The sequence below is a fragment of the Streptomyces sp. LHD-70 genome (assembly GCF_031157275.1).
Classification (GTDB): Bacteria; Actinomycetota; Actinomycetes; order Streptomycetales; family Streptomycetaceae; genus Streptomyces.
Genome location: NZ_JAVIFW010000013.1, coordinates 161946 through 188945, shown reverse-complemented (window position 1 = coordinate 188945; position 27000 = coordinate 161946). Strand labels below are relative to the sequence as shown.

Annotated in this window: 17 protein-coding genes; 8 read left to right on the top strand and 9 right to left on the bottom strand. The window is 72.4% G+C overall.

Annotation, left to right across the window (positions count from 1 at the left end):
* Window positions 1–10 precede the first annotated feature (10 nt).
* Both RCO28_RS25475 and RCO28_RS25470 read left to right on the top strand, forming a co-directional pair.
* The gene (locus RCO28_RS25475) at window positions 11–2914 is read left to right on the top strand and encodes a bifunctional glycosyltransferase family 2 protein/CDP-glycerol:glycerophosphate glycerophosphotransferase (RefSeq protein WP_308943599.1); all 2904 of its coding nucleotides are present in this window, start codon (window positions 11–13) and stop codon (window positions 2912–2914) included.
* Window positions 2911–4077 (top strand): glycosyltransferase, encoded by a 1167-nt coding sequence (locus RCO28_RS25470; RefSeq protein WP_308943598.1) that lies wholly within the window; start codon window positions 2911–2913, stop codon window positions 4075–4077. Before RCO28_RS25475 ends, RCO28_RS25470 begins: the two co-directional genes overlap by 4 nt.
* 49 nt (window positions 4078–4126) lie before the next feature.
* On the opposite strand, the gene RCO28_RS25465 is transcribed toward RCO28_RS25470, so the two are convergent.
* Both RCO28_RS25465 and RCO28_RS25460 read right to left on the bottom strand, forming a co-directional pair.
* Window positions 4127–4948 (bottom strand): ABC transporter ATP-binding protein, encoded by an 822-nt coding sequence (locus tag RCO28_RS25465; protein ID WP_308943597.1) that lies wholly within the window; start codon window positions 4946–4948, stop codon window positions 4127–4129.
* A complete protein-coding gene (locus RCO28_RS25460; RefSeq protein ID WP_308943596.1) occupies window positions 4941–5879 on the bottom strand; it encodes an ABC transporter permease in 939 nt (312 codons plus the stop codon). Before RCO28_RS25460 ends, RCO28_RS25465 begins: the two co-directional genes overlap by 8 nt.
* Before the next feature lie 122 nt (window positions 5880–6001).
* Here RCO28_RS25460 and RCO28_RS25455 point away from each other — a divergent pair, with 122 nt between their 5' ends.
* Entirely contained in the window at window positions 6002–6613 is a 612-nt protein-coding gene (locus RCO28_RS25455) for a TetR/AcrR family transcriptional regulator (RefSeq protein ID WP_308943595.1), read from the top strand.
* A 76-nt stretch (window positions 6614–6689) separates the two neighbouring features.
* Here RCO28_RS25455 and galE read toward each other — a convergent pair whose 3' ends face one another.
* The 3 genes from galE to RCO28_RS25440 all read right to left on the bottom strand — a co-directional run bounded on the left by galE (window position 6690) and on the right by RCO28_RS25440 (window position 10792).
* Window positions 6690–7670 (bottom strand): UDP-glucose 4-epimerase GalE, encoded by a 981-nt coding sequence (gene galE / locus RCO28_RS25450; protein ID WP_308943594.1) that lies wholly within the window; start codon window positions 7668–7670, stop codon window positions 6690–6692.
* A gap of 173 nt (window positions 7671–7843) precedes the next feature.
* Window positions 7844–9472 (bottom strand): glycosyltransferase family 2 protein, encoded by a 1629-nt coding sequence (locus tag RCO28_RS25445; protein WP_308943593.1) that lies wholly within the window; start codon window positions 9470–9472, stop codon window positions 7844–7846.
* Window positions 9473–9508: 36 nt separating this feature from the next.
* On the bottom strand, window positions 9509–10792 hold the full coding sequence (locus RCO28_RS25440; RefSeq protein ID WP_308943592.1) for a glycosyltransferase 87 family protein: 1284 nt from the start codon (window positions 10790–10792) through the stop codon (window positions 9509–9511).
* An 82-nt stretch (window positions 10793–10874) separates the two neighbouring features.
* On the opposite strand from RCO28_RS25440, the gene RCO28_RS25435 reads away from it, so the two are divergent.
* The gene (locus RCO28_RS25435) at window positions 10875–12482 is read left to right on the top strand and encodes a glycosyltransferase family 39 protein (protein WP_308943591.1); all 1608 of its coding nucleotides are present in this window, start codon (window positions 10875–10877) and stop codon (window positions 12480–12482) included.
* A gap of 131 nt (window positions 12483–12613) precedes the next feature.
* On the opposite strand, the gene RCO28_RS25430 is transcribed toward RCO28_RS25435, so the two are convergent.
* Together RCO28_RS25430 and RCO28_RS25425 are read right to left on the bottom strand one after the other, a co-directional pair.
* Complete coding sequence (locus tag RCO28_RS25430) at window positions 12614–14221, bottom strand: hypothetical protein (RefSeq protein ID WP_308943590.1); 1608 nt, start codon at window positions 14219–14221, stop codon at window positions 12614–12616.
* Window positions 14218–17691, bottom strand: coding sequence for a CDP-glycerol glycerophosphotransferase family protein (locus tag RCO28_RS25425; protein ID WP_308943589.1), 3474 nt, complete (start codon window positions 17689–17691; stop codon window positions 14218–14220). Before RCO28_RS25425 ends, RCO28_RS25430 begins: the two co-directional genes overlap by 4 nt.
* A 191-nt stretch (window positions 17692–17882) precedes the next feature.
* On the opposite strand from RCO28_RS25425, the gene RCO28_RS25420 reads away from it, so the two are divergent.
* On the top strand, window positions 17883–19994 hold the full coding sequence (locus RCO28_RS25420; RefSeq protein ID WP_308943588.1) for a bifunctional glycosyltransferase family 2 protein/CDP-glycerol:glycerophosphate glycerophosphotransferase: 2112 nt from the start codon (window positions 17883–17885) through the stop codon (window positions 19992–19994).
* Here the strand turns inward: RCO28_RS25420 and RCO28_RS25415 are convergent.
* Window positions 19979–22819, bottom strand: coding sequence for a stealth conserved region 3 domain-containing protein (locus RCO28_RS25415; protein ID WP_308943587.1), 2841 nt, complete (start codon window positions 22817–22819; stop codon window positions 19979–19981). The two genes, RCO28_RS25420 and RCO28_RS25415, sit on opposite strands and share 16 nt — an antisense overlap.
* Window positions 22816–23829: a hypothetical protein gene (locus tag RCO28_RS25410; protein WP_308943586.1), complete on the bottom strand. Its 1014-nt coding sequence runs from the start codon at window positions 23827–23829 to the stop codon at window positions 22816–22818. Before RCO28_RS25410 ends, RCO28_RS25415 begins: the two co-directional genes overlap by 4 nt.
* A 48-nt stretch (window positions 23830–23877) precedes the next feature.
* On the opposite strand from RCO28_RS25410, the gene RCO28_RS25405 reads away from it, so the two are divergent.
* The 3 genes from RCO28_RS25405 to RCO28_RS25395 all read left to right on the top strand — a co-directional run bounded on the left by RCO28_RS25405 (window position 23878) and on the right by RCO28_RS25395 (window position 26968).
* On the top strand, window positions 23878–25290 hold the full coding sequence (locus RCO28_RS25405; protein ID WP_308943585.1) for an FAD-binding oxidoreductase: 1413 nt from the start codon (window positions 23878–23880) through the stop codon (window positions 25288–25290).
* Window positions 25291–25320: 30 nt separating this feature from the next.
* The gene (locus tag RCO28_RS25400; protein WP_308943584.1) at window positions 25321–26076 is read left to right on the top strand and encodes a decaprenylphospho-beta-D-erythro-pentofuranosid-2-ulose 2-reductase; all 756 of its coding nucleotides are present in this window, start codon (window positions 25321–25323) and stop codon (window positions 26074–26076) included.
* A 151-nt stretch (window positions 26077–26227) separates the two neighbouring features.
* Entirely contained in the window at window positions 26228–26968 is a 741-nt protein-coding gene (locus tag RCO28_RS25395; RefSeq protein ID WP_308943583.1) for a methyltransferase domain-containing protein, read from the top strand.
* Window positions 26969–27000 lie beyond the last annotated feature (32 nt).

The window sequence follows — 27000 nt, the reverse complement described above, 5'->3', positions numbered from 1 at the left end:
GGAGGAACGCATGGGTTTGATCGCTGAGCGCGACACCGAGGCCGGCCCGGGCGTCGAAGCAGACGTCTCCGTCGTCGTGATCGTCTACAACGACGAGGCCCGGCTCCCGGCCGCGGTGCGGTCGGTGCTCGACCAGACCCTGCGCGGCGTCGAGATCGTGATCGTCGACGACTGCAGCACCGATGGCTCGTACGAGGTGGCGCGGCGGCTCGCGGCCGAGAACCCGGAGCGGGTGCGCGCCTTCCAGCTGCCGGAGAACAGCGGCGGGTGCGGCGAGCCGCGCAACGTCGGTATCGGTCACACCCGCGGCCGGTACGTGATGTTCCTCGACAGCGACGACGTCCTGGAATGCAACGCCTGCCGCAACCTCCTGGAGGCCGCCGAGCGCGACGGCTCCGACATCGTCTCGGGCCTCTGCGTACGCCTGCATCTGGACCGCCGGAGCAAGAAGCGCGACGAGTGGTACCCCTGGCTCTACGCGCGCACCCAGGTCCTGGAGTCGGTCACCGAGCTGCCGGACCTGCTGGCGTGGGACACACTCTCCACGAACAAGATGTACCGCCGCGCGTTCCTCATGGAGAACCAACTCCGGTTCCTCAGGGGGATGTTCTACGAGGACCTGATGTTCATCGCCGAGGCGTATGTCGCCGCGGACCGCATCAGCCTCATACCCAACCAGGTGTATTTCTGGCACGTGTACGAGAAGGCGGCCGCCAAGTCGATCTCCAACAGGCGGCACGAGATGACCAACTTCGTGCACCGGATGGAGATCCACCGCCGCATCGACGCGCTCCTCGCCGAACGCGGACTGACCGAGCTGAAGCTCGCCAAGGACGTCAAGTTCCTCAAGCACGACCTCGTGCTCCACCTGCGCGACCTGCCGTTCCGCGACGACTCCTACCGCCAGGAGTTCGCCGGCATCGCCCGCGACTACCTCACCTCGCTCGCCCCCGAGGCCTACGACGAGGTACAGCCGATCCACGCCGTCTGCGCCTATCTGCTGCGGGAGAACGACTGGGACAACCTGCTCCCGGCCGTCGACACCCTCACCAACCGCGACAAGATCTCCGCCCCGCTCGTGGAGCGCGACGGCCACGTCTTCTGGTGCGCGGAGCATCTCGACGACGCCTTCGGGCGGCACGTCCTGGACGTCACCGACCTCGGGTACCACACCAGGACCATCGACCGGATGTTCCTGCGCAACGCCCTCACCGGCTACGAGGAGCGCGGCGGCACGGTCCGCCTCGGCGGCCGGATCGTCAACCCGCTCGGCGTGATCCCCGAGGGCGCGCGGCTCACCGGACAGCTGGAGTTCAGCGCCCGCCGCCGCAGCCTGCAGAGCTTCCGCTTCCCGGTGGCCGAGCTGCGCCACGAGGGGGCCTTCGTGAACTGGGAGGCCGAGGCCGACCTCGCCGGGAAGCTGCGCCCGCTCGGCATCGTCGACGAGGTGTGGGACGTACGGCTCAAGCTGGACGTGGACGGGGTGCGGACCACGACCCGGCTCACCGCGGGTGAGCCCGAGCCGGCACAGGGCCTGCTTCCGGTGCGGCCCCGGCTGACCCGCCTTGTCGCCGACCATGTCGAGCCCGAGGTGTCGCAGCGCGGCCACCTCTGCTTCCGCCTTGTCACGCGCGACCGCGTCGAGGACAAGGACCGGGTGCACGAACTCGTCGTACGCGGCATCCGGGGGCGCCCCGGCAAGCTCGCCAAGAGCGGGTTCCGCAGGGCCAAGCAGATCCGCAAGAAGCTCACCTCGGGCGAGACCAGAATCCGCGTGTACGACGAGGTGTTCAGCCGGCTGCCCGTGAAGAAGGGCCTGGTCGTCTTCGAGAGCCAGCTCGGCAAGCAGTACAGCGACAGCCCGAAGGCGATCTACGAGGAGATGCGCCGCCAGGGCCTGGAGTTCGAGGCGGTCTGGTCGTACGCCGGGTCCCCGGAGGGCTTCCCCGCCGACGCCACCCTCGTCCGCCGCTGGTCGCTGCCCTACCTCAAGGCCCTGGCGCAGGCGGAGTTCTGGGTGGACAACCAGAGCTATCCGCTGAAGCTGACCAAGCGGCCCGGGACCACCTACCTCCAGACCTGGCACGGCTCCGCGCTCAAGCGGATGGGCTTCGACGAACCGGCCTGGAAGCTCAGGTCGCAGGCGCGGCAGCAGGAGCAGCAGCGGGTCCTCAACCGCTTCGACCGGTTCCTGATCCGCTCCGAGCACGATGTGCGGACCCTCGCCAAGGCGTTCCGGCTGCAGGAGAGGACACTGCTGCGCGTCGGCTATCCGCGTAACGACGCACTGGTGCACGCCAGGGAGCGCGAGGCCGCCGAGGGGCGCCGCACCCGTGGGCCGCTCGCCGCCGAGCTCGGCATCCCCGAGGACAAGCAGGTCCTCCTCTACGCCCCCACGTTCCGCAAGCAGGGCGGCCGGAGTCAGCGCTTCGAGCTGCCCTTCGACGTGGAGCGGTTCGCGGAGCAACTGGGCGACCGGTACGTGCTGTTGGTGCGCTCGCACTACCTCAACCACGTGGTGCTCCCGCCGTCCGTGCGCGGCACAGTCATCGACGTCTCCGCCCGGCACGACGTCAACCCGTTGATGGAACTGTCCGACGCGCTGATCACCGACTACTCCTCGGTGATGTTCGACTACGCGCTCCTGGACCGCCCGATGCTGTTCTTCGCGTACGACTACGAGGAGTACGTGCACGAGGGCCGAGGCACCTACTTCGACCTGCTCGAACGTGCGCCGGGCCCGGTCGTGCGGAGCGAGGACGAGCTGTACGGAGCGCTGGAGTCGCTGGCTGAGGACGAGGCCAAGTACCAGCCGGAGCGAGGGCGGTTCGTGGCCGAGTTCGGCGAGTACGACAAGGGGACCGCCGCCCGCAGCATCGTCGAGCAGTTCTTCTCCCACTGGAGCCGTGCATGAGCACCCAGACCGGACACCGGGACCGGGACGTCTACTTCGTCAGCAACAGCGTCAACGAGCTGGGCGGAGTCACGAGTTGGTCGCACCAGATGGCCCGCCTCTTCACCGAGAGCGGCCACCGCGTGCACGTCATCGGCATCACCGAGCCCGCCGAGCCGCAGGACATCGGCACGGACCTGCCGTACGCGACGACGACGCTCTACGACGAGCACCCGCCGCGCGTCGGCCCGGCCCGCGGGATCAAGGGGCGGCTCAACATCGCCGAGCGACGCCTGCGGGCCGCGCGTGAGGCGGGCATGCACGAGCAGGCGGCGAAGCTGACCGCGCTGTTCCGGCGGGCGCGGCCCGGCGCCGTCGTGATCGCCACGCAGGTGTGGGCGATGGAGTGGGTGAGGCTCGCCGACACCACGGGCCTGACGGTGATCGGCATGAGCCACGAGTCGTACGCGTACACGCGCGCCTCCTCGCGCTACTGGCGGGTGCGGAAGTTCTACAAGAACGTGGACCGGATGCTCGCGCTCACGCGGGAGGACGCCGACCTGTGGATACGCAAGGGCGGCATGGACAACGCGTCGTACATGCCGAACCCACTGCCCTTCATGCCCGAGGTGCCCTCGCCGCGCACCGAGAAGGTCGTCACCAGCATCGGTCGGCTGCAGGACCAGAAGGGCATCGACATGCTCCTGGACACCTGGGCGGAGGTCGCGCCGCTGCACCCGGACTGGACACTGCGGATCTACGGCTCCGGCGAGGACGAGGAGCAGCTCAAGCGGCAGTGCACCGACCTGGGTCTGGACGGCTCGGTGGAGTGGATGGGCCGGACCGGCGATGTGCCGGGGGCGCTGCGCGGCGGCTCGGTGTTCGTGCAGTCCTCGCGCGGCGAGGGCTTCCCGCTTGCGCTGATGGAGGCGATGGCGGCTGCGGTGCCGTGCGCCGCGTTCGACTGCGCGCCGGGTGTGCACGAGATCGTCCAGGACGACGAGGACGGGCTGCTCGCCGGGCTCGGCAACACCGGTGAACTGGCCCGCAGGCTGGACACGTTGATGTCCGACAAGGAGCTGCGGGACAAGATGGGCGAGCTGGCGCGGCAGAACATCCAGCGGTACACGACGGACGAGATCGTGCGCCGCTGGGAGGAGCTGTTCGCGTTCCTTGAGCGCTGAGCCCCACCCTCCCCGGAGCGCCGGGGATCTCCCACCGGGCGCCGGGGAGCTATTTCCCGGCGCCCGTGAACTTCTCGTACTCCTTGAGGACTTCGGCCGTCGGGCCGTCCATGCGTAGTTCGCCGCGCTCCAGCCACAGGACGCGGTCGCAGGTGTCGCGGATGGACTTGTTGTTGTGGCTGACGAGGAAGACCGTGCCGGCGGTGGCGCGCAGTTCGCGGATGCGGGCCTCGGAGCGCTTCTGGAACTTGCGGTCGCCGGTGGCGAGGGCCTCGTCGATGAGCAGGACGTCGTGGTCCTTGGCGGCGGCGATGGAGAAGCGGAGGCGGGCGGACATGCCGGAGGAGTAGGTGCGCATCGGCAGGGTGATGAAGTCGCCCTTCTCGTTGATGCCGGAGAACTCCACGATCCCGTCGTACCGTTCGCGGATCTGCTCGCGGGACATGCCCATCGCGAGGCCGCCGAGCATGACGTTCCGCTCGCCGGTCAGATCGCTCATCAGGGCCGCGTTGACCCCGAGCAGCGAGGGCTGGCCGTGGGTGTAGATCCGGCCGTTCTCCGTCGGGAGGAGGCCCGCGACGGCCCTGAGCAGGGTGGACTTGCCCGAGCCGTTGGTGCCGATGAGCCCGATGGCCTCGCCCTTGTACGCGGTGAACGAGACGCCCTTGACGGCGTGCACCTCGCGCACCCCGCCCTTGCCGTGCTTCTCGCGCCGGACGATGCGGTTGAGCGCGGCGGTCGCGCTGCCGCGGCCGGCTCCGGTGCCGGTGACGCGGTAGACGATGTCGACGCCGTCCGCGATGACGGTGGGCGTGCGGGGCTCGGTGCCCGCCCCGGCCTCGGGTGCGGTTTCGATGAGGGTGTCAGCCACGGCCGTACGTCTCCTCTGCCTTCCAGAAGTAGATGAACCCGCCGGCGCAGAGGACCACGGCCCAGCCGAGCGCCAGCGCCCACATCGCCCCGATGCCGTACGGGAGTTGGCCCGCGTCGAAGCTGTCGATCAGGGCGTACCGCACCAGGTCGATGTAGACGGCCGCCGGGTTGCATTCGAGCAGGACCTTCGCGAACTCCGGCACGCCCTGTTCCGGGAGCACCTTCTTGATGCTGAACATCACGCCGGAGGCGTACATCCACGTGCGCATCACGAAGGGCATCAGCTGGGCGAGGTCGGGCGTCCGGCTGCCGAGCCGCGCCATGACCAGCGCGAGCCCGGTGTTGAACGCGAACTGCAGCGCCAGGGCCGGGACCACGAGGAGCCAGGACCAGGCGGGCGGCACCCCGAAGCAGAGGAGGATCACGGCGAGGGCGGCCATCGAGAACAGCAGTTGCTGGAGCTGCTGCAGACAGAGCGAGATCGGCAGGGACGCGCGGGGGAAGTGCAGGGCGCGCACCAGGCCGAGGTTGCCGGAGATCGCGCGGGTGCCTGCCATCACCGAGCTCTGCGTGAACGTGAACACGAAGACGCCGGTGACCAGGAACGGCACGAAGTCCTCGATGCCCCGGCTGGTGCCGAGCAGCAGCCCGAAGATCAAGTAGTAGACGGCGGCGTTCAGGAGCGGCGTCATCACCTGCCAGACCTGGCCGAGCTTCGCCTGGCTGTACTGCGCGGTGAGCTTGGCGGTCGCGAAGGCGGTGATGAAGTGCCGCCTGGCCCACAACTGCCGTACGTACTGCGGCAGGGAGGGGCGCGCGTTGCTGACCGAGAGCCCGTGCAGGGCGGCGAGCGCTGCGGCGTCGAGGGGGGCCTGCGCGGGCGTCTGTGCGGGCGCGGGTGTCTGGGGGGTGTCCAGCGTCTGACTCACTGCCGACCGGCTCCTTACGTCGGGACCAACGTCGGGACGGACCCGTATCGTCGTCACGCCGAGGGTAGAGCGCCGCGACGTCGGAACGCAACCGTTTCGTCGTCCCGTCCTATGCTGGTGCCATGACTGAAAGCCCCGGTGGTACCCGCCGCAGAGCCCCCGCGGGCGCCGCCGTACTCCGTGAGGATGTGACCGAGGCCATTCGCGCCGCGGTCTTCGAGGAGCTCGCCGCCGTCGGCTACGCACGGATGTCGATCGAGGGCATCGCGCGCCGCGCGGGCGTCGGCAAGACGGCGGTCTACCGCCGCTGGAAGTCCAAGCTGCACCTGGTCCTCGACCTGGTCTCGGCGGTGGCGGTGCAGGGCCTCCCGGCGCCGGACACGGGCAGCCTCGAAGGCGACCTGCGGCTGCTCTACGAGGTCACGTCGCGCGCCCTGAAGCACCCGGTGGCCGGGCAGATCATCCCGGACCTGCAAGCGGAGGCGGCCCGCAACCCGGAGATCGCCCAGGCCCTGCAGAAAGCTTTGCGCGAAGGGCAGCACAGCGTGGCCAGCGGCATCGTGCAGGCCGCCGTCGCCCGCGGCGAACTGCGCGCCCGCATCGACGAGGACCTCGCCCTCGACCTGGTCTCGGGCCCGCTCTACTGGCGCTCGGTCGTCGTGCGGGCCGACCTGCCGAAGGGCTACCTGGGCAGGCTGGCAGCGGCCACGGCCGCGGGGCTGCGGGCGCTGTGAGGAAGTAGCGGGTACGCGAAGGGGGCGCCGGTTCCGTGAACCCGGCGCCCCCTTGGGCTGTGCATGTGCTGCTGGGTCAGCCGCGCGCGGCCTCCGGGTGCCGGAGCACCCAGCCCGCCCACGCCGACGTGATCATCGCGCGTACGTCGTGCCGGGACTTCCAGCCGAGCTCCGCGGAGATCCGCTCGGCCGAGGCGACGACGCGCGCCGGGTCGCCTGGGCGGCGCGGGTCGACCTGCGGGGCGATGCCGTACCCCGTCACGTCGTTGATCAGGTCGATCAGCTCGCGCACCGAAACTCCTTCGCCGCGGCCGATGTTGACCGTCAGGTCGGAGCCGGGGGCCGTGGCCAGTTTGCGGGCGGCGGCCACGTGGGCGTCGGCGAGGTCGGCCACGTGGATGTAGTCACGGACGCAGGTGCCGTCCGGGGTGTCGTAGTCGGCGCCGAAGATGCGCGGGGGCTCGCCTGCGGTGAGGCGCTCGAAGACCATCGGGACGATGTTGAACACACCGGTGTCGGCGAGCTCGGGGGCCGCCGTGCCCGCCACGTTGAAGTACCGCAGGCAGGCCGTCGACAGACCGTGCGCCCGGCCGACCGCCCGGACCAGCCACTCGCCCGCGAGCTTCGTCTCGCCGTACGGATTCATCGGCGTGCAGGGGGTCTCCTCGGTGACGAGGTCGACGTCCGGCATGCCGTAGACGGCGGCGGAGGAGGAGAAGACGAAGCTGGGCACGCCTCCGTCGGTGACCGCTTCGAGGAGGGTGCGCAGGCCCTCGACGTTCTCGCGGTAGTAGCGCAGCGGCTGCTCCACGGACTCGCCGACCTGCTTCTTCGCCGCGAGGTGGACGACGCCGGTGATGCCGTGGTCCGCAATGACGCGGTCGAGCAGCGCCCGGTCGAGGGTGGAGCCCTGGACGAGCGGCACTCCCTCGGGGACGCGCTCGGCGAATCCGGTGGAGAGGTCGTCCAGGACGACCGCCCGCTCGCCCGCCTCGGTCATGGCGCGGACGACGTGCGCCCCGATGTAGCCGGCTCCGCCGGTGATCAGCCAGGTCATGGTCACCCTGTTCCGCGTGCGATGTTTGTGGTGGTGTGACGGTAACGCGTGGGCCCTGGCCGGGGTTCCGCGGTCTTGGTCGGTGCGTGCGACTCGGGCGCCGTCGATCGCCCTTCGGGCTCGTCCTCGAACTCCCCCAGCTAGCGCTGGGAGGTGCCCCCGGACGGGCTGAATTATCCGTCGGACGGCCTGAGTCCGACCGACGTCAGCAGCCGTACCGCCTTCCGGCGCAGCATGCCCGCCGCGCTGCGCGTCCCGACCGAGAGGCGTAGCGCGAGGTTGCCTGAGGTGGTGGCGTACGGGCGTACGAGCAGCACGCCGCGGCGCGGGTGCGGGCGGGCGGCGGATCGCAGCAGGCCCGCGCCCTCGACCGCGCGCACCGTCGTGTCGCGCGCCGTGCCGTCGGCGAAGCGCACCCGCGCCTTCACGTCCCACACCCCGGTGTCGAGCGCGGCCAGGTCGACCAGGAGCAGCGCGGTCCAGCCGGCCCCGCCGGACTCCGGGGACCAGGCCGCCGTACGGCGGAGGCCGCAGCGGCCGCTGTCGCGGTGGCGCAGCTCGACGTCGACGGTGGTCGGCTCGGCCGCGGCCACCCTGCCGTACAGCTCGTGCAGGCGCAGCCGGAGTGCGGATGCACGCGCGCGTGGACGCAGTTCGGCGTCGACGGCCAGCGGGAGCAGCCGCATCGGGCGGACCAGGAGGTGGTCGAGCGTCACCTGGGGCAGCTGCTCGGACCAGACGGGCGTCCCGTCGGCGGCCTGTGCGTACGGCGGGACGAGGCGGGCCGGGCCGGCCGCGACCTGCTTGAGGCGGTTCAGGTCGACGGGCTCGGGGGAGGCCAGGACGACACGGCCGATGACCCGGCCGGGGGCGGGGGCGAGCGCGAAGTCGGCGTCGTCGAAGGTCTGGAGGTACGCGCGCGTGCTGTCCCACCAGGCGCGGCGGTACTCGGCGCTGCGCTGGTCCAGCTCCTTGGCGTACATCCGCAGGCTGTGGTCGAGGAACTTGGCGCGGGCGGCGCGGGCCAGCTTCTTCTCACCGGCGTCGAGGAGGATCTCGACGACCTGGCGGTGGGCCTCCACGCGGGCCCGCCAGTTCGCGACGCCCGCCCGGTCCAGGGAGAGGGAGAGCTTCGCGGCGGCGCGGCGGACGTGCCAGATGTAGACGGTGTCGGGGACGAGCGCGAGGCGCGGGGCGGCGGCGAGCACGCGCGCGGTGAACACGAAGTCCTCGTAGACGAACCGGCCGTCGGGGAAGCGGATGCCGTGCTCGCGGAGGAAGTCGGTGCGGTAGAGCTTGTTGACGCAGAGCGTGTCGTGGACGAGCCGGGTCCGCTTCTCCGGGCGGTCGACGATCGCGGGGGAGTCGTACAGCTCGGGCTGCCAGGGGACTTCGCGCCCGGAGGGCAGTTCGCGGCGGACGCAGCGGCCGGCGGCGACCTGGGTGCCGTGCTCGGTGGCGGCGGTGAGCAGGGTGTCGACCGCGCCGGGCGGCAGGATGTCGTCGCTGTCGAGGAACATCACGTACGGCGAGGTGCAGGCGTCGATGCCGTCGTTGCGCGGGGTGCCGCAGCCGCCGCTGTTGGCGCTGCGCAGGACCAGTCTCAGGCGCGGGTCCTCGGCGGCGAGGCGGCCGAGGAGCTCGGGGCTCTCGTCGGTGGAGCAGTCGTCGACGGCTATGACCTCGCGGACCGCGGCGCCCTGGCCGAGCGCCGAGCGCACCGCGTCCGCCACATGGGCCGCGTCGTTGAATCCGATGACGACGACGCACACCTGGGGCTGCTGAGACGGAGCGCTGTTCATAGGTCGGAATTTTAGCCCTTACGAGGAATTGTCCGACTAGCGGGGTTTGGTGGGCGTGGCAGTCCGAAGTGGAGTCCCGCGTGGAGGGTGGGCGGAGACCGTGGAACGCCAGAGCCCCCGCCAGGACAGCAAGACGGCTGTGACGAGCAGGACGTTCCGTACGAACAGGACGAGTGTGCCGGTCCAGGTGGAGGCCATGACGTCCTCGTACAGCAGCGGATAGCCGAGCGTGGTGACCGCCGCGGCGGCCGTGACCAGGGCCGCGGCCGGGCGCTGGCTGGTCGCGCGGGAGCTGAGGCAGACCGCGGCGAGGCCGAGCAGCCAGATGAGGTACTGCGGGCTGATCACCCGGCTCGTGACCGTGAAGACGAGCACCGCGCAGAGCGCCGCGTCGAAGGGCGTGGCCTCCGTCCAGCGCCGGGCCCGCACCCGCCAGAGCAGCAGTGCCGCGCCGCCCAGCACCGTCGCGAGCAGCGAGGCGTGGGCGACGGCCGTGACGTACGGGCCGGTGAACTCCATCGCGCCGAAGCGGTACTCGACGTGCAGGGGCTGTCCCGCGAGCCGCGCGAACGCGAGCGCCGTGCCGCCGAGCGACTCGATCTGCACGCCCCGGCCGCCCTGTTGGCGCAGGAACGCGAAGGGGTGCTCGAAGGCGGCCACAAGGACGAGGAGCAGCGCCGCGGCGGCGGCGAGCGCGGCGGCCCAGGACGCGCGCGTGGTGCGCCCGCGCGGGGTGCCGAGCAGCGCGAGCGCGGGCCAGACCTTCACGAGGGCTCCGAGCGCGGCGAGCACCCCGGCCGCGCGAGGTCTGCGCGCCACGCACAGCAGGGCGAGCACGGCGAGCGCGGTGACCTGCACGTCGTACCGGGCGAGCGGGATGTGCAGGAGCAGCGGCAGACCGCCGACCCAGAGCGCGGCCCCGGCGAGGCTGCGCCCCGGACGGCGCCCCGCGCCGGCGAGCGCGACCGCGACGGCGGCGTCCGCGAGCAGGGCCAGGGCCACGAAGCCCTGGAAGTAGCTGAGCCCGGGGAGCAGCGCGGGGGAGAGCAGCACCGGGCCCGCGGCCGGTGGGTACTGCCAGAGCGGGTCGTCGAGCGGGAATCCGCCCTCGGTCAGTACGCCGAACCAGTGGAAGTACAGCTCGTGCACCTCGCGGGCGATGCCGCCGACGCCGAGCGGGTGGCGGCCGTCCCGGGCGAGCAGGACCAGCATCACGGCACGCGTCGCCGCCCAGGCCGTGACCAGGGCCAGCAGGGCTCGGACGGTGGCGCGGCGGTCGGCCGGGGGCGTGGCGGGCGGCGGCATGAGTGTCGTGGTCATCGAGGGCAGCGTAGGTCGTACAAACCATCTGAGGCGCCGTCAATCCACAGGATCGGTGAGTTAATAGCACAAACTGTGGCGCATGCACGTCACGACTCTTCGTGCGGCCCTCGCTGCCGGACCGTCCGCCACGGCCGCCGCGCCGGGCCACATCCGCACCGCATGGGCTGCACTCACCGCCAGGCCGGCCGCCACGGCCGTGCTCGTTCCCGCCGCCGCCATGCTCCTCCTCGGCCTCTGGGGCCTGGACCGCGAATCCATGTGGCGCGACGAAGGGGTCACCCACCAGGTGGCCACCCGCTCGCTCCCCGAGATCGTGCGGCTGCTCGGCAGCGCCGACGCCGTCCACGGCCTCTACTACCTCCTGATGCACGCCGTGCTCGCCGTGCACCCCGGCGAAGTCGCCCTGCGGCTGCCGTCGGTGTTCGCCGGCGCCGCCACCGCCGCCCTGATCGCCGCACTCGGCGTCCGCCTCGCCCGCCCCCGCGTCGGCCTCTGGGCCGGACTCCTCTACGTGGCCACCCCGCTCACCGGGTACTACGCCCAGGAGGGCCGCAGTTACGCCCTCGTCGCCGCCGGAGTCACCGGTGCCACGCTGCTCCTCGTCCGGGCCGTGCGGCAGGGCCGTGTCAAGGACTGGTGCCTGTACGGGGCCGTCGTCACCGTGACCGTCCTGCTGCACCAGCTCGCCGCGCTGATCCTGCTCGCGCACGCCGTCACGCTGCTGCTCTCCTGGAAGCGGCTCGACCCGCGGGCCTGGCGCAACTGGGCCGTCTGCGGCTGCGCCGCGCTCACCGTGCTGCTGCCGCTGGCCCGGCTCACCCTCGGCCAGAGCGAGCACGCCGCCTGGCTCGCGGGTTCCGACGAGGGCGGCTCCGCCTCCCTCCTCAAGGCCTTCGCCGGGCCGACGGAACTCGTGCTCACCGCGGCCCTGCTGCTCGCCTGCGTCTCCCTCAACTCGCCCTTGGAGCGCACCGGCCGGCTCTCGCTCAACGCGGTCGCCATGCCGCTGATGGTGCTGCCTCCGCTGGTGCTCCTCGCGGCCTCGCAGTACACGCCGCTGCACCACGACCGCTACCTGTTCTTCGCCCTCGCCGGTGCGCCGCTGTGCGCCGCCGCGGGTGCCGAGCGGATCGCCCGTGGCGTACGGATGATGCGCTCCCGGCCCGGTCGCCGCGCGGGCGGCGCGGTCTTCGGGGCGGCCGTCCTCGGCCTCGCGTTCTGCTGGCAGCTGCCGCTGCACCGGGACGACCGTACGACGGAGCAGCGGCCCGACGATCCGGCGGCGGTCGCCCAGCTCGTGGCGGAGCGGATCGGTCCGGGCGACGCGATGCTCTACCTGCCGTCCGTCGGGCGGCGCACCGCGCTCGCCTACCCGCACGAGTTCCGGAACACCAACGACATCGCCCTCGCGCGCACCGCCGCCGCCTCCGGAACGCTGTACGGCGAGGAGACCGGCCCGGCGGAACTGCGGCGGCGGCTCGCGAACCTGGAGCATGTGTGGCTGCTCGCGGAGCCGTACGCGGCGAGTGCCGAGTGGAACCCGAAGAGCGCGACCGAGCGGGCGAAACTCACCGTCGTGAACGAGGAGTTCCTGTTGCGGGACGAGTACCAGACGCGCAGCGGGGTGCTGCGGCACTACCTCCGGCGGCCGCCGGAGAAGCCGGTCGGCTGGCCGCCGGTGGAGTAGGTCTTACGTCGACGTCCACTTGCCGTGGTCCGGGGCTCGGCACCTGGGGGCTCCGCCCCCAGACCCCCATCGGCCTCCGGCCTCGTCCTCAAACGCCGGACGGGCTGGATTGTCGGCCTCCGGCCTCGTCCTCAAGCGCCGGCCGGGCTGGTTTTTCCCCGGGCCGGGCTGGATTTTCCCCGGCCGGGATCGCCAGGCACGCGTGCCAGTACCTCGCCCGTCTCCGGACCCCAAGCCACCACCACCGCCTCCCTCGGCGCCTTCTGGTCGGGGGAGAGGAGGAGCCAGCGGACGTCGTACTCGTGGACGATCGCGGCGCGTTCGGCCGGGGTCGAGTCATCGGCGAGGTAGCGGTGGACGGCGTCCTGGCGCCGTGTCCGTTCCGGCTCCGGGAGGGACGCGTCCGGCCAGGCGGGGGCGACCAGGTTGGGGCCGTAGCCGGGCAGCGAGCGGGACGCGCGGTAGCCGTCGGTGAGGACCACCTCGCCGGGGGCGATCCGCCGCGCCGCCCACGCGTACTGCGGCCAGCGCGGCGGCTGGTCGAAGCCGATCGGGTCGACCGAGCGGGGCACCACCGCGCCGCCGTGGACGAGGAAGCCGAGCGCCGTGCCGACCGCCGCCGCCTGGGCCAGGAAGCGGCGGCTCACGGGCCACGGGCGGGGCTCGGCCAGCTCCACGGCGAGCGCGAACTGCAGGGGGACCAGGGTGAGTCCGAGGATCCGGCCGTACGTGTAGTGGCCGCTGAACCAGCCGTACGCGATGACCAGGACCTCCGCCGCGAACATGAGGACCAGCGGGTCGAGGCGGTCCCTCCGGCGGCGGAGCCACAGCACCGGTACGCCGATCAGGGCCAGCCAGAAGCGGGCCTCCATCTCGGAGTAGAGCTGCTCGTGGATGCCGTGCACGCTCTGGTCGCCGACGAGTGAGAACACGCTGTAGTACGGCCACACCAGCGCGACCAGAATCGCCACCGCACCGGCGAGCGCCCAACACCCCACCACGCGCGCGTGCCAGTCACGTTGCCGACCGACGACGAAGGCGAGCACGCCGGTCATCGCCGCCACCGCCGAGATCGGGTGCACGAGCAGCACGAGTCCGCACAGCGCGCCGAGTCCCGCGTACGCCCGAGGGGAACCGCCCGAGCGCGCCAGGCGGGCCGTCAGCGCCCAGGCCCAGAAGGTGAGCCCGATCCCGAACGTCGACGGGAAGGGCAGGTGCCCCGTCAGCGACATCAGGCCCAGGTACCCGGACCACCAGGCCATCCGCGTGCCCCACAGCAGCACCATGAAGGCCAGGGCGAGAACGGGCGCCCACGCGCGCGTGGTGAGGGTTTTGACGGCGCGGTTCAGGCCGGTCAGCAGGACGATCAGGTTGACCGCGCCGGTGAGCTTGACGACCTGCCAGCCCGCGAGCCCGGTGAGCTGCGCGAACGCGCCCTGGATGACGGCGTACGGCGAGTAGTAGGCGCTGCCGTCGCCCGGCAGCGCGACGGTCGGGTGGGCCGGGTTCAGGAGGTCGGCCTTGAGGCGCTCGACGACGGCCGCGTGCTGGCCGAAGTCGCAGCAGATCGGCACCCGCCAGGCGGCCGCCGAGACAAGCACCCAGAAGAGGGTGCCGAAGACCAGGTAGGGGCTCGGGCGCAGGGAGCGGTGGCCGCCGAACACGGCCGTCGCGCCCCGCACCACGCGCGCGTAGTGACGGTTTTCGGTACGCGAGGCGGCCGGGGCGGTCGTGCTCACCGCAGGAGCCTGTCCGCGACCCGGCCCGCCGCCCGGCCGTCGTCGAGGTCGCAGTACGCCTGCCGGAACGTGGCGTACGCGTCCGCGTGCCGGTCCGCGACCCTGTCCAAGTCGCCGAGGGCTGCGGCGAGTTCGGCGGTGGTGCGCAGGAGCGGTCCGGGTGCGCGGCGCTCCAGGTCGACGTAGAAGCCGCGCAGGGTGTCCCGGTAGTGCTCCAGGTCCGGGGTGAGGAACAGCATCGGCCGCCCGGTGTGCGCGAAGTCGAACATCAGGGCCGAGTAGTCGGTCACCAGGACGTCCGCGACCAGGAGCAGCTCGGCGGGCTGCGGGTGGTCGCTCACGTCCCGTACGAAGGGGGCGCGGGCGCCGGTGAGACGGCCGGAGGCGAGCGGGTGGCGGCGGACGAGGAGGGTGTGGTCGGCGCCCAGTTGCCGCTCCAACTCGGCTGAGTCCAGGGTGGGTTCGTAGCGGAATCGGCCGCGCGCGTGGGCGAGGTGGTCGCGGTAGGTGGGGGCGTACAGGACGATGCGGCGGTCCTCGTCGAGGCCGAGTTCGGTGCGGACGCGGTCGGCGACCTTCTCGCGGTCCTCGGCGAAGAACAGGTCGTTGCGGGGCGATCCGGCCTGCAGGATCTCGCCCTCGTAGTGCAGGGCGCGGGTCATGTGCGGGATGGCGTACCGGTTCGGCGTGACCAGGACGCTCCACTGGGCGGACAGGCGCGGCAGCGCGTCGAGGTGGCCGTGGTCGGCGTAGAGCGTGTCGGTGAGGTCGGTGCCGATGCGCTTGAGCGGGGAGCCGTGCCAGGTCTGCACGACGGTCTGGCCGTCCCGGCGCTCGAACCAGTCGGGCAGGTGGTCCTCGGTGACGATGCGGCGGCAGCGGGCCAGCGCCTCGTACCAGTCGGCGCTGTGCCGCTCCACTCCGCGCGCGGCGGGCGGTACGCGGGTCCGGCCGTCGTCCGTGACCCACAGGTGGTCGATCTCCACGCCGCGCCGCACCAGCTCCTCGTGGACGGCCCGCGGCGAGCCGCCGTCGCACCACAACACCGCCTCCCGGAGCGGGAGTTCACGCTGCCGTGCGTAGTGCTCGGTACGCAGCCGCTCGCGCCGGTACGCGCCCCGCTCGGCCGGGGGAAGGACCGGGCCCGATTCGATCAGGAGCCGGTCGCCGAAGCGCCGGTCGGCGGCGTACTCGCGGCCGTCGATGCTCTGCTTGCGGGGCAGTTCGGCGCAGAGCGAGGTGAGCAGCCGCACCGGCATGCCGTCGCGCGCGTGCACCTCGCCCACGTCGGGCCCCGGCGCGGTCTCCCGCAGGAACGCGTACCAGCGGCCCGCGCGCAGCGGCAGCCCGTCGTGCACCGAGGCGGGCGGGAAGGCGGCGCGGAAGCGGTCGTCGGTGCGCTCGACGGGCACGGTGACCTCGTCGCCGCGCGCGCTGTGCCGCAGCACCAGTTCCGTCTCGCCCCAACTCGCCGCCGCCAGGCTGCCCTCGACCTCCAGGACGCCGTCGTCGGACCAGAGCACGGTGTCCGCGATCGGCTGCCGGGTCAGCTCGACCACCAGCTGCCCGGTGTCGTTGGCGGTGGTGCACAGCTCGCGGCCCGCGCCCGTCGCGTACCGGCCGGGCGGCAGGTCGGTGAGAGCGGCGACCGACTTCAGGGAGCCGTCGGCGAGCACCAGGTTGGCCTGCCAGCGGTCGCCCGGCCGCGGTTCGACCTCGCGGGGCGCGAGGTGCGGGGCGGGCGGTACGGCCTCCAGTTCGGGCAGCGGCACGCGCGCGGTGAAGTCGGTGCCGTCGACGGTGACCGGGCAGGTGATCTCGGTGTCGGAGTGCTTGTGCTTGAGGTGCAGTCCGGTCGGCCGCAGCCCGCCGTACAGCCGCCCGGTGAGCAGCACGTCCTCACCCACGCGCGCGTGCTGCTCGATCCGGGCCGCGTACGTCTGCACCTTGAGGACGAGCCGGCCGTTGCTGAAGGCGAGGACGAGCCGGGTGCCGTCGCCGAGGTCGCGCACCACGGACTGCGCGGCCGGGCCGTCGACGGCGCGCACGGCGGCGCGGCGGAGCTGCCCGTGACCGGCGACGACGATGCCGAGCTGCCAGTTCCCCGGCCGCCAACGGCCCCTGGTCTTCAGCCTCTTCGGGTCGAGGGTCATCTCGAACCCGGACAGGTCGTAGTCGTGCAGCCGCTGCCCGGAGTCCTCGGTGGCCCGCGGGGCGGCGACGGTCCGGGTCGGGACCGTGCGCAGCCTGCCCTTGTGCCGCGAGGACTTGAGCAGCCCGGCCTTGATCGTCTGACCCCGGCGGGCCGCCTCCAGATTCCGTACGTACGCGTAGCCGCTGATCCGCAGCCGCCCCTGCGCGTCGAAGGAGGTCTCCGACACCCGTGCCACGACCGGCAGTTCGCGGCGCTTCAGGCGGGTGAGCGAGGAGTCGACGGCGAGCGGCGGGCCGGCCGGGGTGGGGTGGGCGGCGGTGCGGCGCAGGCGGCCGCGGACGTGGAAGGCGGTCCCGCTGTGCTGCTCGCACTCCCACAGGCCGATCAGGTCGTCGAGGCGCCGCTCGCGCACCAGCTGCCACTTGACGCGCAGCTCGACCGGCAGGTCCGCGACCACGGACGGATCGGCCTCGTCCAGGAAGGCCCCGGCGCCGTCGAGGAAGGCGGCGCGGTACTCGGGCCCGCCCATCGGCAGCCCCTCCAGGAAGTACACGAAGTCGTCGCGCAGACAGGACACGTCGTACGTGCGCTTCTGCTCGGGGAAGTGCTCGGCGAGGAAGGCGCTGACGCCTCGGCAGGCGGCGATGCGGTCGGTGACGCCCTTGACGTCGCTGCGCCGCCGGGTGATCGAGCCCTCCCGGACGCGCCAGTAGTAGACGTGCTCGCGCAGCACGTCCACGGAGGAGGCGAGGAAGTGCGCCGGGATCATCACTGGGGTGTCCTCGTAGAGCTTGCCCTCGGGGAACGTGAGGGCGTGGCGGAGCCAGAAGTCCTTGCGGAACACCTTGTTCCAGGCGACCCGGTCGGAGAGCAGGGCGGGGTCGCGCGTGATGTGGGTGCGGCGGGCGGCCCTGGTGAGCCACTTGTACTGCCAGGCCTGCTGCCGGCCGCGCTCACCCAGGCGCCACACGTTGCCGGTGGCGAAGTCGGAGCCGGTGCCGTCGAGGCTGGCGAGCATCCGCGCGTACGCGTCGTGCGGCACGATGTCGTCGCTGTCGACGAAGGCCAGATACGTGGAGTCCGGCGAGGTGTGCCGTACGCCGGTGTTGCGGGCGGCGCTGAGGCCGGCGTTCTCCTGGTGGACGTACCGGAAGCGCGGGTCGTCCGCCGCGAAGGCGCGGGCGATGCGGGTGCTGCCGTCGGTGGAGCCGTCGTCCACGAGGACGACCTCGATGCCGTGCTCGGGCGCGAGGGTCTGCCGCGCGACGGAGTGCAGGCACTCCTCCAGATAGTCCTCGACGTTGTAGATGGGCACGACGACGCTGAGACGTGGCTGCGCTGATCGCATGAGGGGCCTTTCGCAGCGAGACACCGGAGCACACCGCCGGACATGACGGTGCATTTGTCCGATGTGCCCCCTCGCGTCAATCTTTTTGCCGGAAGTCGCCCGAAAGGGTGACCATCGGTCTTCGACAGGGCGTACGCACCTGGCTACGGTCGGTGCCCATGGTCCGTTTCTCCGTAGTCGTCCCCGTCCACCGCATCCAGGGCTACCTGCGCGAATGCCTGGAGTCCACGCTGAGTCAGGGCTTCACGGACCTCGAACTGATCGTCGTCGACGACTGCTCGCCGGACGCCTCCGCCGCGATCGCCGCGGAGTATGTGCGGCGCGACCCGCGCGTGCAACTCGTACGCCTCGACGCGCGCGCGGGTGCGGGGGGTGCGCGCAACGTGGGGGCCGCTCGCGCGTGCGGCGAGTTCCTGCTGTTCCTTGACGGGGACGACGTGCTGCTGCCCGGGGCGCTGGAGGCGATTGACCGGGAGCTGGGTGCCGGTGCGCTCGATGTGCTCGTCTTCGATCACGAGCGTATGGACTGGTGGGAGAGCGTGCGGGGGAGCGGGGACCGGCTGGACGGCGATCCGCTCGCCGTCACCTGCGTGGCTTGGAATCGGGTGTTCCGGCGCACCTTCTGGGCGGGCCAGGGGTTGGCGTTCACCCCGGGGGTCGAGCCTTACGAGGATGTCGTGCCGGTGCAGTTGGGGGTGCTCCTTGCCGGGGAGCGGGTCGGGGGGCTTGAGCGGGTTTGTGTGCGGTGGCGGCGGCGGAGGGTTGCTGCCACGGCAGGGCGCCACCACTTCGCCTTGATTGAGCGGTACGAGGAGCTCCTTGCCCCGCTGTGGGCAGGCGTTCCGCAGGGCGGAACGGGTGGGCACAGCGCCCCGGTGCTGGGTGCGCTGAAAGTGCCGGCGCGGCTGTTTCCCGTTGTGGTCGCGCACCTGCTCGCTGTGCTTCACGACCCCCAGCGCATCCGTCCCGCCGACCGCGCCGAGTTCTTTCGTCGTGCCGCTCGGCTCTGCGGGGAGGGCGGTGGCGTGTTCTCCGGTTCGTACGCCGCCTTTCGGGCCCGGGGCCTGCTCGAAGGGCGGGTGCGGGCCGCCCGTGCGACCCTCGCGCGGCGCAAGAAGAAGCTGCGCGCCCAGGTCATGAAGGTGTCGTACCGGACCGACCGGTACCGCTCCCTCGACCCGGAGCTGGCCGTCTACGGGGCCTACTGGAACCGCGGGCTCTCCTGCAATCCCCTCGCGATCCACGAGAAGGCCCGCGAGCTCGCCCCGCACGTGCGGGGCGTCTGGGTCGTCAGCAGCCGCAACCGGCACAAGGTCCCGCCCGGCGTCGCGTACGTCATCGAGGGCTCGCGGCGCTACTGGGAGGTCATGGCCAGGGCCACGTACCTCGTCAACAACTCCAGCTTTCCCGGCGGCTTCGTGAAGCGCCCCGGACAGGTCTATCTGCAGACCCACCACGGCACCCCGCTGAAGAAGATGGGCCTCGACCAGCGCCGCTACCCGGCCGGCACACACGGCATCAGCTTTCAGAAGGTCCTCGACCACACCGACCAGTGGGACTTCAGCCTCTCCTCGAACCCGCACTCCACGGAGGTCTGGGAGCGCGTCTACCCGTCCACGTACGAGGCGCTCGAACTGGGGTATCCGCGCAACGACCGGTATTTCAGGGCAAGTTCGGAGGACGTCACCCGGATTCGGAAGGAGCTGGGCGTCGAGGGCGGGCGCACGGTGCTGCTCTACGCGCCCACCCACCGCGACTACCAGAAGGGCTTCCAGCCTCGGCTCGACCTCCCGCGGTTCGTGCGCGCCCTCGGGCCCGACGTCACCGTCCTGGTCCGCGCCCACTACTTCTACGGCGCCCGCGCCGGGCTCGAAGAGCACCCCCAACTCCTCGACGTGACCGCGCACCCGTGCGTGGAGGAGCTCTGCCTCGCGGCGGACGCGCTGGTCACGGACTACTCGTCGCTGATGTTCGACTACGCCTGCCTGGACCGGCCGATCATCACGTACGCCCCCGACTGGCAGGCCTACCGCCTCGCCCGTGGCACCTACTTCGACCTGCTCTCCGGAAACCCCGGCGACACCCCGGGCGCTGTCGCCACCAGCGAGGAGGAGCTGAGCTTCCTCTTCCAGGCCCAGGCGTGGGACACGGCCCGGACGAGCGAGCTGCGCGCGGCGTTCCGGGCCCGGTTCTGCCCGTACGACGACGGGAACGCCGCCGAACGCGTCGTCCGGCGGCTGTTCCTGGCCCGGGATCAGGCCCGCTCGTAGGGCGAGGGCACCGGGAAGTACGCCGCCAGGAAGGCCCGCGTCGCGAGCGCCTTCTCCTGCTCGCTGAGTGTTCCGTCCGGGGACTCGCCGAGGCAGAACGCGGTCTTGTCGCGGCTCTGCAGGACCCGCCCGAGCCGCGCGTGCCCCGCCCGCCCTGCGATGTCGACGAAGTCGTACGTGATCCCGCCGGGCACCGCGCGGCCGGTCAGATACGCGTAGTGCTGGAACAGGGACGACACCAGGGACAGGTCGGAGCGGGAGCGGAAGCGGCTGCGGGATGTGGCGGCCAGCTCGTCCGCGTACCGCTCGGAGAGCTCGTCGAGGATGCTGCGGCGCAGGGCGTACGGGGCGTGCAGGAGGCCGTGGGTGAGGGTGCGGCCGAAGTCGCGGCGGAGCAGCGCGCGGTTGTTCTTCGCCGCCGCCAGGTAGCCCTCGTCGTCCGGGGCGGGACCCGCCGGGGGCACGTTCGCCGCGGACCAGTGGACGCGGGGCAGGCCCGAGCTGAGGAAGAACGTGTCGGGGGTGGTGGGGCGGCCGAGGAACATGTCGTCGTTGAAGTACAGGAAGTGCTCCGACAGGCCCTCGATGCGGTGCAGTTGGGCCTCGATGGCGTGCGAGTTGAAGGTGGGGAGGCTCGTCTCCGGGGCCGGGAAGAGTTCCTCGTGGTCGACCACCGTCAGGCCCGGGTGGCCGGGGGCCAGCCAGCTCGGGCGCTGGCCCGCCGTCACCAGCCAGACGTGCCGGATCCACGGGGCGTACTGCGCCAACGACCGCAGCGAGTAACGGAGTTCGTCGCGGTCGCGGAAGCGCACCGCGCCGTTGTCCGCCGACTCGTCGGCCGACCCGCGCGCCGCGTCCCGCCGGGCCCGCCAGTGCGGGTCGGAGTCGTCCACCCAGGTGTAGACGGCGTCGACGGGGAAGTCGACGTCCCGCGTCAGGCGCTCGGCGAAGACCTGGAGGGTGGGGTAGCGGCGCCCGGCGACGGTCAGCTCCGCCGAGGGCCGCAGGTCCGGCAGCTCCGCGCCCGCCAGGGTCGAGCCGAACGGCGCGCGCCACGGCCCGCCCTCCCGCTGTCCCGGCCCACCGAGCCCCCTCGGCTCCCTGGTCCAGAACGCCACCGTGCAGGCCTGCCCCGCCCCGTACCGCAGGGACAGCGTGGACGTGGTGACCGGCCGGAAGACCTTCACCCCGGCGACCTCGCCCACCGCGTCCAGGCGTTCGGCGAGCACCGGGCCGGGGGCGGCGCCGCGCGGCCCGAGCGGCTCCGCGTAGACCGCCTCGCCGGACGCGGCCTCGGCCAGGGCCTTCAGGGCGAGGCCGCGGTGGTCGGCGTCCACGGCGAGCGTGTGCGTCGTCGCGCCCGTGCGCACCAGCACATACGGGACGGCGTACGACTCCAGGGCGGACGCGGCGAGTTCGAGGTTCCGGTCGACGGCGGCGGGCAGCGTCAGGTCGTCCCGCTGCTCGGCGAGACGGCCCGCGGAGCGGACGAGGCGCTTGGCGGCTCCGCATTCGAGGATCTCGTTCTCGCGGGCGGACTCGTCGGGGGACGGCGGGGCGCTGAGCGCGTACGGGGCGGTGGCGCGGAAGACGCCGCCGCCCGAACCGATCGCGGCGGCGACCCGGTCGGCCCGCTCGGCGAGCCGCTCGGGACGGTCGCGGCGGGCCACGAGCCGGGTGTACAGCTCCTCCCAGAGGCCGGTGACCCGGACGGAGGAAAACCGTCCGTACACGCCCCGGCGCGCGGCGATCCCATAGCCGTTGCGGGTCTCCGGGTCACCCATCAGGGCGCTCAGCGCGGCGGCGAGCGAGTCGATGTCGCCCGGCGGCACGAGCAGCCCGTCGACCTGGTGCCGGACGATCTCGGCGGGCCCGGTCAGTACGTCGTACGCGACCACCGGGACCCCGGCCGCCAGGGCATCCAGGAGGACCAGCGGGAACGCCTCGTTGTGGTCGGAGGTCAGCACGCTCAGGCCCGCCTTGGCCCACTCGGCGGCCATGTCCCGGCAGGGGCCGAGGAGTTCGATCCGGTCCTGGAGACCCGAACCGTCGATCAGGCGGCGCAGCTCCTGCTCAAGGCGGCCGCTGCCGAAGATCCGCAGGGTCCAGTCGGGGTGGGCGTCGGCGATCCGGGCGAACGCGCGGACCGCGTGGTCGACGCGCTTCTCCCCGGCCAGCCGCGCGGCCGTCACGATCACCCGGCCCTCGCCGTCGGCGCTCGGCCGGAACCCGTCCGGGACGGCGTTGGGGATCACCGCGAGCTCGGGTGCGCTCGTGCCCAGGGACTCGGCCAGCCACAGGCGGGTGCGCTCGGTCAGCGTGACCAGGGCGTCGAGCCGGGGGCCGTGGCGGAGCAGCGGCTCGACGGAGGCGTCGCGGCGCTGCGAGGGGCGGTGCTCCTGGTGCACCGTCACCACTCGGGCCGGTGCGTGTGTCACCGCGGCGGCCATCAGCGCCGGGGAGGTCGTCACCAGTACGTCTGTGTCGAGGACGGGAAGCGCCGCCGCCAGTTCGATGTCCGAGAGGCGGTCGAACGCCGACTCCCAGGCGGGCTCGACCAGTTCGCTGGGCAGCGTGGCCAAGGTACGGCAGGTCTCATCGTCCAGGCGGGACTCGCGGACCGGCCGCTCGGGGCTCGCCGTCCGGTCCACCAGGTAGCGCACGGGCAGTTCGCGGGCCTCGGGGAAGAACGGCTCGGGACGCGTCCGGAAGACCGACAGCACCTCCACCTCATGGCGCACGGCGAGGTGCCTGGCCTGGGTGTAGACGGCGAGTTCGGTGCCGCCCATCTCGTCGCCCCAGGTCAACAGGTACGTGATCTTCATCGGCCCTCCGTCAGTTCGAGGCAGGTCACGGCGAACGCGCCGGACTTCGTGAAGTGGGCGTGCGCCCGGACGAGCGAGCCGCAGGGCAGCGCGTAGACGCGGAACGGCGCCGGGAACGCGGTCGCCGGGTCGCGTACGTCGGTGAGGCGGCGGGCGAGCGGCAGTTCGCGGCGGGCCGCGACCCTCGGGCCTCGGGCGGTCGCCCGGCCGCGAAGGGGCCGGTCGGGCCGGTCGGGCCGGTCGTCCCGGTCGTCCCGGACGAGCCGGAAGTCCCACACCCACTGCCCCGCCCCGGCCCCTGTCATCCCGCCGAGCGGCAGGTCGAGGCTGAACTCGCTTCCCCGCCAGGTCACTTGGGCCGGTACGACGACGCCGTCCCGGCGCCGTACCGCCTCCGCGCGCCAGCCCTCGGGCGGTGCCGCGACGAGGCGGCCGTGCACCGTGCCGCCGTCGCCGCGCGGCGCGAAGCGGACCAGCTCGGCGTGCGGCAGGGGCCGGGTGACCTGGAGCGCGGCCCGGCCGCCGCGGCAGCGCACGAGCCTGAGCAGGGCGCCGGTGCGGGAGTCGGGCGCGTACCGCAGCGTCGGCGTCGCGGGTTGCGGCACCTCAGGGGCGAGGGCGAGGCCCCGCCGCCGTACGCGGCCCTCCGGGCCGGTCGTCACGACCGTCAGCCGCCAGACCCCGTCGGCCAGCCGCAGGCCGGAGGCGCCGGGTTCGGCGCCGGGACCGCGCAGCGTGACGGTCGCGGTGAGCAGCCGGCCGCCGCCCGACGCGAGGCGTTCCACGGCGAGCGGCACCTCGTGGCGCACACCGCCGCGGGAGAGGACGAGTCGGGCGCGGCCCACCGGCTCGGGCGGGTCGAGAGCGAGGTTGAGCGTCCGGCTGTCCCGGAGCGAGAGGTGGGCGGGAGGCGGCAGCAGGGCCCCGCGCCCAGGGGATCGGCCCGCGACGAGCCGCTCCAGACGGAACCGGTGCGACCGGCTCCGTACGACGAACCCAAGTCGATGCATTCGCCTACTTTGCGCCTTTTGTTCTTCTTGCGACGTTATGGTCACGCCATGTCTGCCGAAACGGTTGAAGTGGTCGGAAGGGCCGAAAAGGCTGAAAAAGCTGAAGAGGCTGAAACGAGTGAGACCGTCTCTGTCTCCGGCTGGGGCCGCACCGCCCCCACCAGCGCCCGCATCGTCCGCCCGCGCACGTACGAGGAGGCCGCCGAGGCCGTGCTCGCCTGCGGGGTGCGCGGCGGGATCGCCCGGGGCCTCGGCCGCGCCTACGGGGACGCCGCGCAGAACGCGGGCGGCGCCGTCCTCGACATGACCGGGCTCGACCGCATCCGCACCATCGACGCCCAGTCCGGCACGGTCGTCTGCGACGCCGGGGTGAGCCTGCACCGGCTGATGGAAGTGCTGCTTCCGCTCGGCTGGTTCGTGCCCGTCACGCCCGGCACCCGCTACGTCACCGTCGGCGGGGCGATCGGCGCCGACATCCACGGCAAGAACCACCACGTCTCCGGCTCCTTCACCCGGCACGTCACCGCCCTCGACCTGCTCACCGCCGACGGCGAGGTGCGCACCCTGCGGCGCGGCGATCCGCTGTTCGACGCCACCGCCGGGGGGATGGGCCTGACCGGTGTCGTACTGCGCGCGAGCGTCCAACTGCTGCCCGTCGAGACCTCGTTGATGTCCGTCGACACCGAACGCGCCGCCGACCTCGACGACCTGATGTCCCGCCTCGCCGAGACCGACCACCGCTACCGCTACTCGGTCGCCTGGATCGACCTGCTCGCCCGCGGCTCCGCCCTCGGCCGCTCCGTCCTCACCCGCGGCGAGCACGCCCGGCTCGACGCGCTGCCGGACCGGGCCCGGCGCGACCCGCTCGCCTTCCGGCCCGGCACGCTGCCCGCGCCGCCCGCGTTCGTCCCGGAGGGGCTGCTCGGCCGCACCACCGTCGGCCTCTTCAACAAGCTCTGGTACCGCAAGGCCCCCCGCTCCCGCACCGGCGAACTCCAGCGCATCTCCACGTTCTTCCACCCCCTCGACGGCGTCCCGCACTGGAACCGCATCTACGGCCGCGGCGGCCTCGTGCAGTACCAGTTCGTCGTCGGATACGGGGCCGAGGGCACCCTGCACCGGATCGTGCAGCGCATCTCCGAGCGCCGCTGCCCCTCCTTCCTCGCCGTCCTGAAGCGCTTCGGCTCGGCCGACCCGGGCTGGCTCTCCTTCCCGGTGCCGGGCTGGACGCTCGCCCTCGACATCCCGGCCGGGCTGCCGGGGCTCGGCGGCTTCCTGGACGAGCTCGACGAGGAGGTCGCCGCCGCCGGTGGCCGGGTCTACCTCGCCAAGGACTCCCGGCTGCGGCCCGAACTCCTCGCCGCGATGTATCCCCGGCTCGGTGAATTCCGGTCCCTGCGGGCCGAGTTGGACCCCTCCGGGGTCTTCACATCCGACCTCGCGCGCCGCCTCGCGCTCTGATCCCTTTCGCTCTTCGAGGAGAACCCGAACATGAAGGACGCCTTCGGCACCCCGCAGTCCCTGCTCGTCCTCGGCGGCAGCTCCGAGATCGCCCTCGCCACCGCCCGCCGCCTCGTCGCCCGCCGCACCCGCACCGTCCACCTGGCCGGCCGGACCGGTCCGGCCCTGGAGTCCGCCGCCGCCGAACTGCGCGACATGGGCGCCGAGGTGCACACCCACGCCTTCGACGCGCTCGACCCCGACCGCCACGAGGAGGCCATCGGCAAGCTCTTCACCGCGGGCGACATCGACCTGGTGCTGCTCGCCTTCGGCATCCTCGGCGACCAGGAGCGCGACGAGGGCGACCCGCTCGCCGCCGTCCGCGTCGCCCAGACCAACTACACCGGCGCCGTCTCCGCCGGACTCGTCTGCGCCGCGGCCCTCAGGCGGCAGGGGCACGGCTCGCTCGTCGTGCTCTCCTCGGTCGCGGGCGAGCGGGCCCGGCGCGCGAACTTCATCTACGGCTCCAGCAAGGCGGGCCTCGACGCCTTCGCCCAGGGCCTCGGCGACGCGCTCCACGGCTCCGGCGTGCACGTCATGGTCGTACGGCCCGGGTTCGTACGTTCCCGGATGACCGCGGGCCTGCGGGAGGCGCCGCTCGCGACCACGCCGGAGGCGGTGGCCGAGGCGATCGAGGGGGGTTTGCGGCGCAGGGCGGAGGTGGTGTGGGTGCCGGGGGCGCTCCGCTGGGTGATGTCGGCGTTGCGGCACGTGCCCCGGCCGGTCTTCCGGCGCCTGCCGCTGTAGGGGCGCTGCGCGCTTTGTTCCCCTCCCCGCCCCTTCCCGAAGTCTTGCCGGACGGGCCTCCTCAATCGCCGGAGGGGCTCAATTTGGCGTGACCTCGTCCCCCGCCGACCCGTTGATGACCGCAACGCAACCGAGTTGAGGATGAGGCACCGTGCACAGGTCCGCGTACGAGCAGATGGCGCTCTGCATCGAGGAGTACATGCCCACCGACCGCAGGCAGCGGGTCGTCGACCTCGGCTCCCGTATCTCGGACGGGCAGAAGCTCACGCACCAGGAGCTCCTGAAGGGGCGGGACATCGACTACTGCGGGGTCGACGTGTGGGACGGCCCCAACGTCGACCGCGTGATGCCCAAGCCGTACCGCGTTCCGGTGAAGTCGAACAGCGCGGACTTCCTGCTCTCCGGGCAGGCCTTCGAGCACATCCCGTTCTTCTGGGCGTCCATGCTGGAGATCGCCCGCGTGCTCAAGCCCGGCGGCACCGCCTTCCTCACCGCCCCGTCCCGCGGCCACGTCCACGACCAGCAGGACTGCTGGCGCTACTACCCGGACGGCTTCAGGGCCCTGGCCGCGTACACGAAGCTCGAACTCGTCGAGGTCTTCACCGACTTCCCGCCCAGGAACGGCATCTGGCACAGCTACAAGAGCATCGACGCCAAGCACGCCTACTGGGGGGACACCGTCGGGGTCTTCCGTAAGCCGCAGAAGTATCCCCGCCTCACCATGACCTTTGTTCGGGCCACCACCCGCTGGTGGGCCAACCGCGTCGGCGGCGTCGAGGGCGTCCCGCTGCCCGAGCCGCTGGCCAGGCGCGCACAGTGCGGCAGGCCCGACGCCGTGCCCGAGCCCGTACGGTCCGCGGCGCCCAACAGCCCTGCCCCACACGGAGGGTAAGGATTCGTTGACGAAACGTGACATCGGTGGCG

What these genes read in the sequence shown, in the direction of transcription:
- RCO28_RS25405 (WP_308943585.1), top strand. Translation starts at nt 23,878, where the DNA reads ATGTCTGCCGAAACGGTTGAAGTGGTCGGAAGGGCCGAAAAGGCTGAA.
- RCO28_RS25415 (WP_308943587.1), bottom strand. Translation starts at nt 22,819, where the DNA reads ATGAAGATCACGTACCTGTTGACCTGGGGCGACGAGATGGGCGGCACC.
- RCO28_RS25410 (WP_308943586.1), bottom strand. Translation starts at nt 23,829, where the DNA reads ATGCATCGACTTGGGTTCGTCGTACGGAGCCGGTCGCACCGGTTCCGT.
- RCO28_RS25445 (WP_308943593.1), bottom strand. Translation starts at nt 9,472, where the DNA reads ATGAACAGCGCTCCGTCTCAGCAGCCCCAGGTGTGCGTCGTCGTCATC.
- RCO28_RS25400 (WP_308943584.1), top strand. Translation starts at nt 25,321, where the DNA reads ATGAAGGACGCCTTCGGCACCCCGCAGTCCCTGCTCGTCCTCGGCGGC.
- RCO28_RS25455 (WP_308943595.1), top strand. Translation starts at nt 6,002, where the DNA reads ATGACTGAAAGCCCCGGTGGTACCCGCCGCAGAGCCCCCGCGGGCGCC.
- RCO28_RS25435 (WP_308943591.1), top strand. Translation starts at nt 10,875, where the DNA reads ATGCACGTCACGACTCTTCGTGCGGCCCTCGCTGCCGGACCGTCCGCC.
- RCO28_RS25440 (WP_308943592.1), bottom strand. Translation starts at nt 10,792, where the DNA reads ATGACCACGACACTCATGCCGCCGCCCGCCACGCCCCCGGCCGACCGC.
- RCO28_RS25475 (WP_308943599.1), top strand. Translation starts at nt 11, where the DNA reads ATGGGTTTGATCGCTGAGCGCGACACCGAGGCCGGCCCGGGCGTCGAA.
- RCO28_RS25420 (WP_308943588.1), top strand. Translation starts at nt 17,883, where the DNA reads ATGGTCCGTTTCTCCGTAGTCGTCCCCGTCCACCGCATCCAGGGCTAC.
- galE (WP_308943594.1), bottom strand. Translation starts at nt 7,670, where the DNA reads ATGACCTGGCTGATCACCGGCGGAGCCGGCTACATCGGGGCGCACGTC.
- RCO28_RS25470 (WP_308943598.1), top strand. Translation starts at nt 2,911, where the DNA reads ATGAGCACCCAGACCGGACACCGGGACCGGGACGTCTACTTCGTCAGC.